The sequence below is a fragment of the Xanthomonas sp. BRIP62415 genome (genome assembly GCF_003993515.1).
Lineage (GTDB): Bacteria > Pseudomonadota > Gammaproteobacteria > Xanthomonadales > Xanthomonadaceae > Xanthomonas > Xanthomonas euroxanthea.
The window spans coordinates 1-15497 of record NZ_QEZH01000013.1 but is presented as its reverse complement, the minus strand read 5'-3'; the positions used below and the strand labels follow the sequence as shown (position 1 = coordinate 15497).

Annotated in this window: 8 protein-coding genes and 5 tRNA genes; 8 read left to right on the top strand and 5 right to left on the bottom strand. The window is 65.2% G+C overall.

Translation table 11 applies throughout. The annotated features are described in order from the left end of the window. Positions 1-188: 188 nt before the first annotated feature. From EO141_RS03300 to EO141_RS03290, 3 genes are read right to left on the bottom strand one after another with little or no spacing between them, the layout of a single operon-like run. Positions 189-3266, bottom strand: a complete 3078-nt coding sequence (locus tag EO141_RS03300) for an efflux RND transporter permease subunit (protein ID WP_127168538.1) — start codon at positions 3264-3266, stop codon at positions 189-191. After that, positions 3263-6772 (bottom strand): efflux RND transporter permease subunit, encoded by a 3510-nt coding sequence (locus EO141_RS03295; protein ID WP_104582551.1) that lies wholly within the window; start codon positions 6770-6772, stop codon positions 3263-3265. The genes EO141_RS03300 and EO141_RS03295 overlap by 4 nt, the downstream gene beginning before the upstream one ends. Beyond that, positions 6769-7902 carry an efflux RND transporter periplasmic adaptor subunit gene (locus EO141_RS03290; protein WP_164739042.1) on the bottom strand — a complete coding sequence of 378 codons (1134 nt, stop codon included), beginning with the start codon at positions 7900-7902 and terminating at the stop codon, positions 6769-6771. Before EO141_RS03290 ends, EO141_RS03295 begins: the two co-directional genes overlap by 4 nt. 204 nt (positions 7903-8106) lie before the next feature. On the opposite strand from EO141_RS03290, the gene EO141_RS03285 reads away from it, so the two are divergent. The 6 genes from EO141_RS03285 to EO141_RS03260 all read left to right on the top strand — a co-directional run bounded on the left by EO141_RS03285 (position 8107) and on the right by EO141_RS03260 (position 9970). After that, positions 8107-8499 (top strand): cytochrome c, encoded by a 393-nt coding sequence (locus EO141_RS03285; protein ID WP_127168537.1) that lies wholly within the window; start codon positions 8107-8109, stop codon positions 8497-8499. A gap of 8 nt (positions 8500-8507) precedes the next feature. Next, entirely contained in the window at positions 8508-8969 is a 462-nt protein-coding gene (locus EO141_RS03280) for a cytochrome c (RefSeq protein ID WP_164739041.1), read from the top strand. 104 nt (positions 8970-9073) lie between these two features. Next, positions 9074-9149, top strand: a tRNA-Ala gene (locus EO141_RS03275). Positions 9150-9195: 46 nt separating this feature from the next. After that, positions 9196-9271: transfer RNA gene (locus EO141_RS03270), tRNA-Glu, on the top strand. Between the two features lie 498 nt (positions 9272-9769). Beyond that, positions 9770-9845 (top strand) — tRNA-Ala (locus tag EO141_RS03265). 49 nt (positions 9846-9894) lie between these two features. After that, positions 9895-9970 (top strand) — tRNA-Glu (locus tag EO141_RS03260). Positions 9971-10234: 264 nt separating this feature from the next. On the opposite strand, the gene EO141_RS03255 is transcribed toward EO141_RS03260, so the two are convergent. Further along, complete coding sequence (locus EO141_RS03255) at positions 10235-10411, bottom strand: hypothetical protein (protein WP_102252013.1); 177 nt, start codon at positions 10409-10411, stop codon at positions 10235-10237. Between the two features lie 343 nt (positions 10412-10754). Beyond that, positions 10755-10841 (bottom strand) — tRNA-Leu (locus EO141_RS03250). Positions 10842-10980: 139 nt separating this feature from the next. Between EO141_RS03250 and EO141_RS03245 the strand changes: the two genes are divergently transcribed. Further along, positions 10981-11361 (top strand): response regulator, encoded by a 381-nt coding sequence (locus EO141_RS03245; RefSeq protein ID WP_104582548.1) that lies wholly within the window; start codon positions 10981-10983, stop codon positions 11359-11361. Between the two features lie 190 nt (positions 11362-11551). After that, entirely contained in the window at positions 11552-15322 is a 3771-nt protein-coding gene (locus EO141_RS03240; RefSeq protein WP_127168536.1) for a PAS domain S-box protein, read from the top strand. Positions 15323-15497: the final 175 nt, after the last annotated feature.

The following is a 15497-nucleotide window of genomic DNA, read 5'->3' as shown; positions in this document are numbered from 1 at the left end:
GCGGCACAGGGATGTGCCGCGGCGGCGAGTCAGACAGGATGTCTGACCGAGCCGAGGAGCCAGTCCGCGGACGCGCTGCCGCCCTCACCGAAGCCAGCGACTGACAGCCGCTTTGATTGGCAGTGCCCGGAGAACCCGTACCCTCACCCCAACCCCTCTCCCTACGGGAGGGGCTTGAGGTTCAAGACTCAGGCGCTACATAGCGGCAGCATCTTCGGCAAACCGCGCGCACGTCGTACCAGCGCTGCTGCGCCATTGCTCATGTCATCGAGAATCGCGTAGATCGTCGGCAGGAACAGCAGGCTCACCACCGTCGAAAATGCCAGCCCGCCGGCAATCGCGCGGGCCATCGGGAAGTACGGCGGGCCGTCGCTGAACATCGTGGTGCTGGTCAGCGAGATCGGCACCATCGCCAGGATGGCGGTGCCCATCGTCATCATGATCGGCCGCAGGCGCTCGCGTGAGCCTTCGATCAACGCCTGGGTGCGGCCCATGCCGCGGCGGCGCAGGTTGTTGATGTGCTCGATCATCACGATGCCGTTGTTCACCACCACACCCATCAACACCAGGATACCGATGAAGGACATGATCCCGAACGAAGTGCCGGTGATCCAGAACAGCCAGAACACCCCGAAGATCGAAAACACCACGCCGCTCATGATCGCCGCAGGAAACAGCAGCGACTCGAACACCGCCGCCATCACCACATAGATCATCACCAGCGCGATCACCAGGTTGAACACCATCTGGCCCATCGCTTCGCCGTCGTCCTGGTAATCGCCGCCGTCGAAGGTGTAGCTGTAACCGGCCGGGAAGCTCATTGCCTTGAGCGGCTTTTCCATTGCCGCGCGTGCTTCCGGTACGGTGACCTTGCTGGCCAGGTTGGCCTTGATGGTCAGCGTGGTCTGCCGATTGGTACGGCCGATCTGCGTGGCGGCCGGGCGAATCTGCACATCCACCAGGCTGAGCAACGGCACGCTGCGGCCATCCTTGGTGCGCACCGTGAAGCTGGCCAGGTCTTCCGGCTTGCTCTGTTCGGCGCCGGCAAAGCGCACCCACACCGGCACCTCGTTGTCGCCGCGGCGGAACTCGCGCAATGGCGTGCCACGCAAGGCCAGGCCCACGAAGCTTGCCACCTGCTCGGCACTGAAGCCGAAGGCCGCCGCACGCTCGCGGTCCACCCGGATCGCCAACTCACTGGTGCGATCGCCGGTATCCACGTGCACATCGCGCAATTCCTTGCGCTGCGCCAGCAATGGGATCACCTCGTCGGCCAAGGCCTGCAGGGCCTGGGTCGAGTCGCCGACCAGCTGCACCTGCACCCCTTGATTGCCGCTGCCGCCATCGCCCTGGTTGCCGATGCTGTAGTCCGCACGCGCCGAGCGCGGCAATGCCTTGCGAATCTGTTCCAGCAACGGCGGCAGGTCCTTGACCTTGCCCGCGTCGAAGGTCACGGTGGTGCTGCTGCCTTCGGCCTCGCTGAACCACGAATAGATCTGGGTGATGTGGTACTTGTCGCGATGGGCCTGCAGGTAGTGCTCGACCCGCCCGACCTCCTCGCCCATCTGCTCATGCGTGTACGAGCCTTTCCACTGGTACTGGATGAAGGCCTCGTTGCCGCCGTCGCCGCCGAACATGTCGACCTTGGTCAACTTCATCGGCACCAGGCTGATCGCACTGACCAGCACGATGCCGGCCACGCTCCAGCCACGATGCGCCAGCGTCCACGCCAGCACCCTGGCGTAACGGCGCTGCAGCCGTGCGATCACGCCGCGCTCGGAGCTCACCATCGGCGGTGTCTTCATGCGCGCCGACAACATCGGAATCAGGCTGATGGCCACCAACCATGAAGCCAGCAACGATACCGAAATGGTGATCGCGATCTGTGCCATGAAGATGCTGATGTTGTTGGTCTCGCCGAACAGGTTCGGCACGAACACGATGCAATGGCACAAGGTGCCGGCGCTGAGCGCGATCGCCACACTGCGCGTGCCCAGCAAGGCCGCCAGCTGCGGTTGGCCGGGCATGCGCTCGCGCTCCTGGTAGATGCTTTCCACCACCACCACCGCGTTGTCGACCAGCATGCCGACCGCCAGCAACAGGCCCATCATGGTCAGGATGTTGAGCGTGACGCCGACGAAATACATGAAGCCCAGCGTGATCGCAAAGCAGATCGGAATCGCCAGCGTCACCATCAGCGTCGATGGCCAGTGGCGCAGGAAGAAGAACAGCACCGTGATCGACAACAGCAAGCCCACCGCGCCGGCTTCTGCCAGCTCCGCCAGCGATGAGGTCACCGCCTTGCCCTGGTTGTCGATCACCTTGATCTGCACATCGCGCATCGCAGGTTCGGCGCGAATGTCCTCGACCTCCTTCAACGCCGCCCTGGACACATCCACCAGGTTGGCGCTGCGCTCCTTGTAGATATCCAGCCCGATCGCCGGCCGTCCATCCAGGCGGCGTCCGTAATTCATCCGCGTCGGCTTCAACCGCACCTGCGCAATATCGCCAAGACGCAGCCCTTTTGCGTTGAGCACCAGCTCGCGCAGCTCCTGCAGGTCGCGTAATTCGCCGATCGGCTGGACCCGAATGCGCTGGCCGTTGTCATCGATCTGGCCGGCAGACACCGAGAAGTTGAGCTTGCCCAGGCGCTCGCTCAACTCATTGAGGCTGAGGTCGTGCGCAGTGAGCCGGTCTGGCGCGATCGCGATCTCCACCTCGTTCGGCGGTGCGCCGGAGATCTCCACCTTGGCCACGCCGGGAATCCGTTCGATGCGCCGCTTGAATTCGCGGTCGAGCATGTCGTACGCGCCGGTCAGGTCGGTCTGGCTGGCCAGGCGCACCTTGAGCACCGGTTCGTCGCTGCTGGACCATTTGTAGATGTGGAAGCGCTGCAGATCTTCCGGAAAATCGTCACGGATGGCATCCAGCCGCTCGCGCGCATCCGATGCGGCGATGGCGATGTCGCGATCCCAGTCGGAGAACTCGATGAAGATGTTGGCGCCATCGGCGGTGGCGGTCGAGCGCATGCGCTTGATGCCGGTCATCGTCGCCAGCGCCTCTTCGGCCGGGCGCACCAGGTTGCGTTCCACCTCGTCCGGGGTGGAGCCGGTGTACGGCAGTTGCACGAACAGGAACGGCGCGGAAATGTCCGGCAGCGCCTCCAGTGGCAGCCGGAATGCGGCAATCAGCCCCACCACCACCAGCGAGACAAAGCACATGATGGTGGTGACCGGGCGACGGATGCTGAAGGCGGCAACGCTCATAGCGCCTCCAGCCCGTCGGAGTTCCCGGGTGCCTGCGCACGCTGCCCGGCCATGCGTCGGCCACGCTCCAGGTAGTACGCATCGGCGCGTCGATCCAGCAGGTCGTACACCACCGGGATCACCAGCAGGGTCAGCAGCGTGGACACCAGCAACCCGCCGATCACGGTGATCGCCATCGGCGCGCGCACCTCGGCACCCTCACCCATTGCCACCGCCAGCGGCAGGAAACCGAACAAGGTGCACAGCGTGGTCATCACGATCGGCCGCAAGCGCGAACGCGCACCTTCGATCAAGGCCTCGCGCTTGGGCACGCCGTCCTCGCGCAACTGGTTGACCTTGTCGATCAGGATGATCGCGTTCTTGGTCACCAGCCCCACCAGCAGGATCAATCCGATGAACACCACCACCGACACCGGCTTGCCGGTCATCAGCAAGGCCAGCACCGCGCCGACCATCGCCAGCGGGATGGTGAACAGGATGACGAACGGATGCAGCAGCGATTCGAACTGCGAGGCCATCACCAGGTAGACCAGGAAGATCGCCAGGCCGAACGCGAACAGCAGCGACTTCACCGATTGCGCCAGCTCCTCGCCCTGCCCGCCGATATGCATGCCCACGCCGGCGGCCAGCGGATCGTTGCGCACCATCGACTCGACCTCGCGCACCGCACCGCCCAGATCCATGTCATGCAGGCTGGCCGACACGATCGCCACGCGGGTCTGGTCGGCGCGATGGATCTCGCTCGGCCCGGTCGTCGCCACCACCTCGGCCACCGCCGCCAGACGCACCGGCCGGCTACTGCCGGGGTTGACGATCAGCTGCCGGATCGCGTCCACGCTGGCGCGGTCGCTGTGCTGCGCGCGCACCAGCACGTCGATCTTGCGATCGCGAAAGCTGTAACGCGTGGCCACGTCCCCGCGCACCTTCTTGACGATGACATCGGCGATCTGGCGCGTGGTCAAGCCCAGCGCACCGGCGCGCTCCTGGTCGAAACGGATCTGGATCTCCGGGAAGCCCTCCTCCACCGTCGACTTGACGTCGGCATAGTGGCCATTGGCCCGCAGCATCGCCGCCAGCTTCTGCCCGGCACGTTCCAGCTCGCCCAGGTCCTGCCCACGCAGCTCCACTTCCAGCGGCGTGGAAAAACTGAACAACGCCGGCCGTGCAAAATCCACCTGTGCCCCCGGGTGCCCGGCCATGCTGTTGCGCAGCCGCGTGGTGGCCGCCGCTTCCACTGCCGGGCTGCCGCCACCGGCCATCACCACGGTGAGCTTGCCGATGTTCTCGCCGCTTTCGGTGGGATTGGCGTCCAGCCGCGTGCCGCTGCCGCTGACGCCATACAACGAGGCGATGCCCGGGTCCTTGTCGTGCGCCAGCTGCAACTCGCGCACCAGCGCGTCGGTCTGCGCCAACGGCGTACCGGAAGGCAGCTTCACGGTCATTTCGAAGCGGTCCTGCGCCAGCTGCGGAATCAGGTCCGCCCCCAGCATCGGCACCAGCAACACGGTGCCGACAAACGCGGCAGCCGCCAGTCCCAGCACCAACCCGGGCCGCCGTAACGCCGCCGGCAGCATCGCCAGATAGCCACGCTCGGCGCGGCCATACGGCGCCATCGCCAGATCGCTGGCCTTGCGCATCACCGGCGACACCACCCGCGCGATGCCGCGCCACAGCCGGACCACCGCCCACGCCACAGCGAAGAACGCATAGCGCACGCTCGCCCCGGCTCCGCGCCGGCCGGCGGCTACCGGCTTGAGCCAGCGCTGCTGCGGCTGCCACTGCGGGTGGCTCGGCTCGTCCGGGAACGCCATCGGCGGCGCGCCCTTGAGCGAACTCAGCATCGGGATCAGCGTCATCGACACCACCAGCGAGATCGCGATCGCGATCGCCACGGTCATCGCCTGGTCGCGGAACAGCTGCCCGGCGATGCCTTCGACGAACACCAGCGGCAGGAACACCGCGATCGTGGTCAGCGTGGACGCCATCACCGCCATGCTCACTTCACGGGTGCCGGCGATTGCGGCATCCAGCACGCTCAGGCCGCGCTCGCGCGCCTTGGCGATGCTTTCCAGCACCACGATCGAATCGTCCACCACCAGGCCGGTGGCCAGCGCCAGACCGCCCAGCGACATCACGTTGAGGCTCAGGCCCAGCTGGCCCATGAAGAAGAACGTGGTGATGATCGACACCGGCAGCGACAGGCTGATCACGAAGGTGCTCCAGCCATCGCGCAGGAACAGGAAGATGATCAGGATCGCCAGCACGCCGCCGATCACCGCATCCTTCTTGACGTCGCTGATCGCGTGCTCGATGAAGTGCGACTGGTCCTCGATGGTGGTGATTTCGACATCGCCGGGCACGGTCGCCTTCAACTGCTCCAGCCGCTTGCGCAGCGCTGCGGCGGTGGACACGGTGTTGGCGTCGCCTTCCTTGTAGATCGCCAGCTCCACCGCTTCCTTGCCGCCCAGGCGGATGATCGCCTCGCGCTCCTTGTAGCCCTGGCGCACCTCGGCCACATCCTTCAATCGCACCGGCATGCCACCGGCAATGCTGCTGGTCGACGACGAGGACGTGCTCTGCACCTCGGCCGCCGCCGCCAGCGCCGCCTGCGAGCCGGTAGACGCGGCAATCGCATACATCTGCTGCATCGCCGCTTCCGCGGCGCTGCCGCTGCTGCTCTGCGTGGTCACCAGCATGTTGCGGATCTCGTCCAGATCCACGAACTGGTTGACCGTGCGCACCAGGTACCGCTGCGAGCCTTCTTCCAGCCGGCCGCCGGAGATGTTGACGTTCTCCTCCTTGAGCCGGGTGATCACGTTGTCGATCGGCAGGTTGAGCTGGGCCAGCTTCTGCTGATCGATATCGACCTGGATCTCGTCCTCCAGCCCGCCGCCGACCTTGACCGCGGCCACGCCGGCCACCGGTTCGAGCTTCTTTTTCAGATCCTCGTCGGCATAGCGACGCAAGCCGGTGAGCTGGCGGATCGCGTCGCTGTCGGAGGACGGTGCCTGCTTCGGCGACAACGCCAGCCGCATGATCGGCTCGGTCGATGGATTGAAGCGCAGCAACACCGGCGGCTTGGTTTCCAGCGGCAGCGACAAGGCTTCCATCTTGTCGCGCACCTCCAGGCTGGCCTGGTCCATGTTGGTGCCCCAGGCGAATTCCAGCACCACATCGCTCTGCCCGGTGCGCGAGATCGACTTGAGCTTGCGCAGGTTCTTGACCACGCCGACCGCTTCTTCCACCGGCTCGGTCACCAGCGTTTCGATTTCCGCCGGCGCCGCGCCGGTGTATTCGGTGCGCACGGTCAGCGTGGGATAGCTCAGATCCGGCAGCAGATTGACCTTGAGGCTGCGCAAGGCGATCAGGCCGAACAGCAGCATGGTCACGGTGATCATCGCGATGGTCACCCGCCGCCGCGTGGCGAAGGCCACCAGACCGCCACCGCCGGACAAGGACGCATGCGGGTCGTGCACGGGTCCGTGCGGGTTGCCGTGATCGCTCATGAGCGCTTCCCGTCGCTGCCGGTTGCCGGCGCCGCAGCCGCAACCGGCTTGCGATCGGGCTGGCCGATCACCTGCACCGCAGTGCCATCGCGCAGTGCCACCTTGCCGGCGGTCACCACCTGGTCGCCTTCCTTCAGGCCTTGCCGCACTTCCAGCCACGGACCTTCGGCATAGCCGAGTTTCACCGGCACCCGGCTGGCCTTGCCGTTGCGCACCACGAATACCGCCGGCTCGCCATCGTCCAGCAATGCCAGGCGCGGAATCACCAATGCATCCTTGCGCTGGTCGTAGTCGATGCGGATGCGCCCGAACATGCCCGGCTGCAGCGCTTCGGCGCCCTGGCCAAACGCACAGATCACCCGGAAGGTGCCGCTGCCCGAATCCACCACCGGCGCAATGCGATCGACCTTGCCGATGAACTGCTGGCCGGGCAAGGCATCGGCCAGCAAGGTCACCGGCTGGCCGGATTTGAGCGTGGCCAGTTCGCGCTCGGGCACGTTGAGCGTGGCCTCCAGCTGCGAGTCGTCGACGATGCGGAAGATCGGCGTATTGATCTGCACGAAGTTGCCGGTCTTGATCGAGCGCGAGGCGATCACCCCGGAAATCGGCGCCTGCACCGTGGTGTAGGACAGTTCCAGCGATGCCAGGCGGTGCTGCGCGCGGCTGTTTTCGACATCGAACTTGAGCTGGTCGACATCGGCGGCACTGACCAGTTGCTGCCCCACCAACTGGGTGGCGCGGCGGTAGCTGTTCTCCAGCTTGCGCAGCTGCGCCTCGCTTTGCGCCACCGCCAGATGCGCGCGGTCCGGATCCAGGCGGACCAGCGCCTGGCCCGCGGACACCTTCTGCCCCTCTTCCACCATCACCGCCAGCGCCACGCCGGAGGTCTTTGCCACCACCTGTGCTTCGGCGCGCGGCTCCAGTGCGGCGGTGCCGGTATAGCTGGCCGCCACCGCACGGCGTGCGGCCTTGGCAATTTCCACCGGCACCGCGTCGACGCTCTTTTTTTCCTCGGCCGCCTTGGCCGCGCCATCTCCGGCCTTGCAACCGCCCAGCAACAGGCTCGTGGTGATCAACAATGCGGCGGCGCAGGTTCCGCTGCGGCCGGGCAAGAAAGAGCGTGGCGACATCGTCGTGTCCTAGTGGATGCGTGAACAGGTGTTGTAGGCAAGTAGACCACCCGAACGATGATGTCGCCAATGCGCCAAAGGTCATGGTCTGTTCAAGTTCGCCTATTCACCCCGTTTGCGCGGGGCCAAATCGCAGGCATACTCGGACCGGTTCCGTCATGCCCCCACGTGCGGACGTTCAATCAGTCTTCCGGATACGAAACCATGCGCCCGCAGCCGCTCGCCGCTTGTCTCGCTCTGGTCGTCTTCCTGCCGTTTGGGGGCGCATCAGCGACACCATCAGTCCCGCCAGCCGCACCCGCCACGCCTGCGCCCGCTGCGGCGGCGGCCACCCCCGCAGCGCCTACCGGCAACCCGTCCAACGGCCGCTTGCTGGCCTATACCTGTCAGGGGTGCCACGGGGTCACCGGGTACAAGAACGCCTATCCGAGTTATCGCGTGCCCAAGATCGGCGGCCAGTCCAGTCAGTATCTGACCCAGGCGCTGACCGAGTACCGCCAGGGCAAACGCAAGCATCCCACCATGCAAGCGCAGGCGCAGAGCTTTTCCGAGCAGGACATCGCCGATATCTCCGCCTACCTGTCCACCCTCAAATAAGCGCCCACATGCCGAACGCCCTGCACGCTCCGCGTCTAGCCATCGTCCTGGTCGCTGCCCTGATGGTGGCGGCCTGCTCCCAATCCCAGGTGGAGTCCACCGATCATTCCGCCGGCGATGCCGGCCACGCCAGCGGCGAACATGGCTCCGGTTCGTCCGCCGGGCTGCCGACCGGGCGCGCCGAGGCCGGCGACAAGCTGGCGCATGCGAAGGGCAAGGCCACCGGCCAGAGCTGCATCGATTGCCATGGCGCCGACGGCAATGCTCCCATCGACCCCAGCTATCCCAAGCTCGGCGGCCAGTACGGCGACTACCTTGCGCACGCCTTGCAGGCCTACCGCAGCGGCGATCGCCAGCACCCGCTGATGACCGCACAGGCCACCGCGCTGAGCGATCAGGACATTGCCGATCTGGCCGCCTACTTTGGTGCGCGGCAGACGCAGCTGCGCGATCTGCACGGCGTCAACTGAGGCGCAGACGCGTCGGGTGCCCCGCGCACGTTGCGTCTCATTCGAGATGAAAAAGCACTTGCGCGAACATTAACAGGCCGCTATCATTTCGTTCTCAGTTTCGTGGGGCCATAGCTCAGCTGGGAGAGCGCCTGCATGGCATGCAGGAGGTCGGCGGTTCGATCCCGCCTGGCTCCACCAATCCTGGCTTAGGCCGCCAGGTAGACAAACTCAGGTTTTGATATGCGTCCCCATCGTCTAGAGGCCTAGGACACCACCCTTTCACGGTGGACACCGGGGTTCGAATCCCCGTGGGGACGCCAATCATCAGAAAGCCTCGGCATCGCCGGGGCTTTTTTTTGCGTGCTTTTCGGCATCGCTCGTGTGTCGTGGATCTGCACGCGGCCCACCTGGTGCGGCATGTCGTCATGCGGATATCGAAGATGCAGCGGCAGCGTGTTGCCGCAGTGCAAGCGGCCCCTTTGCTGATCCGCCGTCGGCTGCAGCGCAACTGCACGCATGCCGATGACCGCGAACACGCACCCCTTGCAACGCGGGTCGATCACTTGCGCAAGGACTGTCCCACATGCCCAGCCTGCGGATAACCACGGCCACTGCATCGTTGCGCTCTACCCGATCAGCCAATCCCCGCACAGCGACATCCAGCTCGATCAATCGCGATGCTTGAACGCATCGCATACTTGCGCCTGCACGCGCCATGCTGATCCCGGCCACCGGCAAATCCGTCAGCACATCTTTTTTGCACGCACCACTTCCCAAGCGTCATCGATGTCGCTATGATTGCCGGCTCGCAGCATCGTGGGGCCATAGCTCAGCTGGGAGAGCGCCTGCATGGCATGCAGGAGGTCGGCGGTTCGATCCCGCCTGGCTCCACCAATATTCCCGACATAGGCCGTCTGGAATCTACAACCAGGTTTTGATACGCGTCCCCATCGTCTAGAGGCCTAGGACACCACCCTTTCACGGTGGACACCGGGGTTCGAATCCCCGTGGGGACGCCAATCATCAGAAAGCCTCGGCATTGCCGGGGCTTTTTTTTGCCTGATGCTGCTCAGCAGCCCCCCCCCCCCCTTGCTTCACCGCACGCGATCGATAGCGACGCGACCACATATCGTTGAGCTGCCAGTTCAACGAGCCCATCGACTACGGGCGCGGGGCGGTGTCGCTGCATCCACACGCATACACCGCCGATCGACTGTGGAACGTGTGCACTCGATGACGCACCAACCGGCTTGCGCATCGAGCAACGTCCGCACAATGCCAGATCAGGTCTGGCCGACATCCAGCGCCTTGCGGCCTTCGTGAGTGAGATCGATATCGCCGTCTTCGGCCTGTGTCGCATAGCCGGCGCGCACCGCCCAGTTGGCCTCTTCGTCGGCCACCGGCTTGGTGTCGTGGATGTCGCGCAAAATGCGCAGCTGCTGCGAAGAATCAAAATCCATGGAAGCCACCTGCTTGAAAGAGCTGTCCAAGGTACGCACCGCGCGTGATGGTTGCGTGCCTGCAGGCGCAAGGTGGCAGGGCTGTCTCATCTCGACTGCATTCTTCAGCAACTACGTGGCAGCGATGCGGGCCAGCGAACACACTGCCATGCAAGCACGGCACGACGCTGCGCCGCCTGGCGCACAACATCGACACCCCCTCGCTCCACGCCCGACGGCACTGCGCAAGCGCGGCGATGCAATCACCGGCAGGCATTCGCCTGCTCCGGCAGGGCTGTCGAGCGCCAAAAAGAAAAGCCCCTCTGACTGTCGCCAGAAGGGCTCTGCTTGTACTGCTACATCCTGGTGCCGAAGGTGGGACTCGAACCCACACGCTTTTAAGGGCGGCGGATTTTGAGTCCGCTGCGTCTACCGATTCCGCCACTTCGGCGTGGCCGCGCAGTATAGCGAGTTGTACATGAAACGAACAGTGTCAGAACGCGCCTGACGAATTCAGGTGCAAGCGGAGTCATCAGCGCCGCGGCGAAGCAGTGTCGATATACTGGCCGACTTAGGTGAAGGAGTAAGCAATGTCGGTGTTGCGTGGAGTTCGGGTGCTGGTGGTCGAGAACGACCAGATGAATGCCATGCTGCTCGACCTGCAGCTCGTCCAGGCCGGTGCCGTCGTGCTGGGTCCGGTCGGAGAGGTTGCACAGGCGCTGACGCTGATCAAGGCCGATGCGCCGGAAATCGCGGTGCTCGATTACCGTCTTGGCAACGGCGAGACCAGCGAGCCGGTCGCCCGACTGTTGTCGGAACTGGGGATCCCGTTCGTGCTGGCCACCGGTGTTGCCAGTGGCACCATCCCCGGCGGCTTCGAACGCGGCGTGATCCTGACCAAGCCTTACTTGTCCGAAGAACTGATCAGCGCGTTGTCCAGGGCACGGCAGCTGAGCGGTGCCGCCAGCTGAGCGCGACCGCCTACCGGTGTGTCGCCAGCACGTGGCGCGGTCGATAGTTGGCACTCTTCGGTAACCAATCGCGCCACTGCTGCGCTTAACGCAGGCCGTTCGCGCTGCCGTGCCGGTCGTCGCAAACCCCTCGCCTACAGCCCGCTTGCCACTAGAATCGTGCATCCAGGCATGATGGGCAGGTCACCCAATGGATAGCGTCGTGTCGCCGTTTGCCGGTCTGCTGCCGGAAACGTGCGAGATCGCCGGATTATTGTCGTCGTCCGCATGCGCCGCCGATCCGCTGCTGCGCGACAGCCAGGCGCTGCGGACGACCCTCTCGGTGTGCCTGCACGCGCAGGTTCCGATGCTGCTGGTCTGGGGCGACCAGTCGCGCTGCATCTACAACGATGCCTGCATCGCGCTGCTGGGCGAGCGCCACCCGGCAGCATTCGGCCAGCCATTGGCGGAACTTGCAGACACCACTGAAGCCGACCACCACGGTGCGCATCCGCATGCGGCATTGCCGCTGTCGGCGTGGTCGTGCAGCCCGATCCTGCAGGCCGGCGAACGTCTGGGCATGTTGTATGTCGCCGGCACGCCCGCCCCTGCTGCGGCACAGACCCGTAGCGAGGCCGAGCCTGCAGCGGTGTCCACCGCGCTCGATCAGTCGCCGGCCTTCATGGCGGTGCTGCGTGGCCCCGGTTATATCGTCGAGAGCGCAAATCAACGCTTCCACGACCTGGTCGGCCACCGTCCGTTGCTTGGCCAACCATTACTCGAGGCGATGCCGGAACTCGCCGACCAGGGCTATGTCGAGCTGCTCGATGAGGTGCGACGCAGCGGCCGTCCTTTCATCGGCGAATCGATGGCGGCCTATCTGCAGCGCAGGCCCGGCAGCGTGCTGGATCAGACCTTCGTGGATTTCCTGTATCAGCCCATGCGCGAGCGCGATGGCCGCATCGACGCGATCCTGGTGCACGGATTCGATGTCACCGAGCAACGCAACGTGGCCAGTCGCGACAGCTTCTTGCTGATGCTCGAAGACGCGCTGCAGAACGTCTCCGATCCGCGCCAGATCATCGATACCAGTGTGCGATTGCTGGGCGAACATCTGCAGGTCAATCGCTGCGCGTTTGGCCTGGCGGCGGCCGACGGCAGGACCATGCACGTGATCAGCGACCATGTGCAGGACATGCCGAGCCTGCAGGGCGATTTTCCGCTGGAAGTGGCACAGGGCTTGCGCGACGCCTTGCTGGAAAACCGCCCCTGGTTCACCACCGATGCGATGGCGCCCGGTGCACCGGACTATGTGTCCCAGCAATACCGCCGCTCAGGCCTGCGCGCATCACTGGCGATTCCGCTGCACAAACACGGCCGCCTGGTCGCAGCCATCGGCGTGCATCAGCGCGCACCGCGGCGATGGTTGTCCACCGAGATCGAACTGGTCCGCCTGGTCGCTGCACGCTGCTGGGAGTCCATGCAACGCGCCAAGGCACAGCAGCAACTGGCCGCCAACGAAGCGCGGCTGCGCCGACTGGCCGACACGCTGCCGCAGATCATCTTCATCGCCGACCGGGAGGGTCAGCCGCATTACTTCAATCGGCGCTGGTACGAATACACCGGACTGGATCCTTCAGACAACCAGACCGCCGCATGGCATCGGGCGCATACCGCCGATGGCCTGCGGGTGTCTTCGCAGGCCTGGGCGCTGGCAGTCGATGGCGAGCGCGCCTATGAAATGGAGTGCGAACTGCAACGCCACGATGGCCAGAGGCGCTGGCACCTGGCGCGCGCCCTGCCCGTGCGCGGCGACGACGGCAGCATCGGCGAGTGGATCGGCACCTACACCGACATCCATGACCGTCGTGCGTTCGAGCAACAGCTGCGCGAAAGCGAAGTGCGCTTCCGCGCCTTGTGCGAGACGGTGCCGGCAATGATCTGGATGGCCGATGCGCAGGGCGACTGCGTGTACTGGAATCCGCGCTGGTACCACTTCACCGGGCAGGCCGAAGACCAGGCGATGAATCAGGGCTGGTGGGATGTGATGCATCCCGACGATGCCGAGCGCGTACGCCATGCGTTCGGGCAGGCATTGGCGCAACGTGGCGAGTTCCTGGCCGAGTACCGGGTGCGTCGTCACGACGGGCAGTATCGCTGGTGCATCGATACCGCATCGCCGCACTTCGCCAGCGATGGACGTTTTCTCGGCCACATCGGTTCGCTGACCGATATCTCCGAACGCAAGCACATCGAAGATGCCACCGCCTCCGACCGCGCCATCCTGAGCCTGATCACCACCGGCGCACCGCTGCCGGTGGTGCTGGATGCCATCGCATCGAGCGTGGAAGCGCGTGGCGAGACGACGTTGTATTGCGCGGTGATGGTGCTCGACGAGGTACGAAAAACGCTGAGCTTCGGCTCGGCGCCGCATTTTCCGATCGAGTACCGCGGGCATTTCGAAGCCTCGCCGATCGGGCTGAACGGGCCGCCTTGCGCGCGCTCTGCCTACCTCGGGCAGCAGGTGATCTGCGAGGACATCCAGGCCGACCCCAGCTTCAGCGACCATCATGCGGTGTCGTCGGCACTGGGCATCGTCGCCTGCTGCGTGACGCCCATCCTGGACAGCAACGGTCAGGTGCTGGGCACGCTCAACATCTACTACGATCGCGCCCACCTGCCCTCGCTGCGCGAACAGGCAATGGCGCGCTCTGCATCGCATCTGGCCGGCATCGTCATCGAGCGCACGCGCGTGGACGCCAAGCTCAAGCAATCGCTGCAAGCCGAGACCGCCGCACGCAGCCAGGCCGAGCATGCCAGCCGGGTCAAGGACGAGTTTCTGGCCACGCTCAGCCACGAATTGCGCACGCCGCTCAATGCCATCCTCGGCTGGTCGCGGTTGATGCAGTCGGAGGTGTTCGATCCGGCCAATGTGGGCAAAGGCCTGATCATCATCGAGCGCAGTGCGCGTGCACAGACTCAGATCATCGACGACCTGCTCGACATGAGCGCGATCCTGTCCGGCAAGATCCGCCTGCAGGCAGAGCATTTCGATATCGCAGGACTGATGCGCAGCACGGTGGAACTGATGCAGCCGTCCGCACTGGCGCGCGACATCGCGCTGGAACTGGATGCGCCCGATGCAGGCGAACTGTGGTTCTTCGGCGATGCCGGGCGCCTGCAGCAGGTGCTGACCAATCTGCTCAGCAACGCACTCAAGTTCACCTCGCCCGGTGGCATGGTGCGGGTGGCGCTGGACATCGAGGACGAGCGGCTGCGGCTATGCGTGCAGGACACCGGCATCGGGATTGCAGCCGACTTCCTGCCGCACGTGTTCGACCGTTTTCGCCAGGCCGATGCCGGTACCACGCGCCGCGTCGGTGGGCTGGGGCTGGGCTTGTCGATCTCGCGTCAGTTGGTCGATCTGCACGGCGGCAGCCTGGGGGCATCCAGTGCGGGCGAAGGCAAGGGGGCGACCTTCACCATCGTGTTGCCGTTCCAGCACGGGGTCAGCGATCTGCGGCCGGCGGCGTCCGGGTCGCTGCAGGTCGGCCCGTTGCCGAGCGACTGCCTCGGGCGCCTGGATGGCGTGCGCCTGTTGCTGGTCGACGACGACCAGGATTCGCGCGAGGCGGTGGTGCAGTTCCTGATGCTGGCCGGCGCGCAGGTGCAGGCGGCCGGCTCGGTGGAGGCAGCCGAACAATGCCTGGCAGAGGCACCCTTCGACGTGCTGGTCAGCGATATCGCCATGCCGATGCGCGACGGCTACGACCTGATCCGCACGGTGCGCTCCGGTCGCACCGACCTGCCACGGCATATCCCCGCGATCGCCCTCACCGCCTATGTGCGCGAAGAAGACCGCGACCGCGCCGTAGTGGCCGGATTCGATGCGCATATGGGCAAGCCGGTGGAGCCGCCCGGCTTGGTCGACCTGATCGAACGCCTGATCTTGCCGACGCGCGCGGTGCGCAGCGAGGCGTGAGGTCGCCTGGAAACGGCTAATAAAACAGCGTGGTCAACCAGCGCTGTTTGCAACAAAACACATCGACCATCCCGACAGGTCCTTGCCCGCCCGCCGTCGCGAGACCTCACGCGGCATGGATGCCGCGTAAGAGCCTACAAGGACGTCCTTGCGGCGTGTCCTGCGGGGGTGGGCG

What these genes read in the sequence shown, in the direction of transcription:
- EO141_RS03300 (WP_127168538.1), bottom strand. Translation starts at nt 3,266, where the DNA reads ATGAGCGTTGCCGCCTTCAGCATCCGTCGCCCGGTCACCACCATCATG.
- EO141_RS03295 (WP_104582551.1), bottom strand. Translation starts at nt 6,772, where the DNA reads ATGAGCGATCACGGCAACCCGCACGGACCCGTGCACGACCCGCATGCG.
- EO141_RS03290 (WP_164739042.1), bottom strand. Translation starts at nt 7,902, where the DNA reads ATGTCGCCACGCTCTTTCTTGCCCGGCCGCAGCGGAACCTGCGCCGCC.
- EO141_RS03285 (WP_127168537.1), top strand. Translation starts at nt 8,107, where the DNA reads ATGCGCCCGCAGCCGCTCGCCGCTTGTCTCGCTCTGGTCGTCTTCCTG.
- EO141_RS03280 (WP_164739041.1), top strand. Translation starts at nt 8,508, where the DNA reads ATGCCGAACGCCCTGCACGCTCCGCGTCTAGCCATCGTCCTGGTCGCT.
- EO141_RS03255 (WP_102252013.1), bottom strand. Translation starts at nt 10,411, where the DNA reads ATGGATTTTGATTCTTCGCAGCAGCTGCGCATTTTGCGCGACATCCAC.
- EO141_RS03245 (WP_104582548.1), top strand. Translation starts at nt 10,981, where the DNA reads ATGTCGGTGTTGCGTGGAGTTCGGGTGCTGGTGGTCGAGAACGACCAG.
- EO141_RS03240 (WP_127168536.1), top strand. Translation starts at nt 11,552, where the DNA reads ATGGATAGCGTCGTGTCGCCGTTTGCCGGTCTGCTGCCGGAAACGTGC.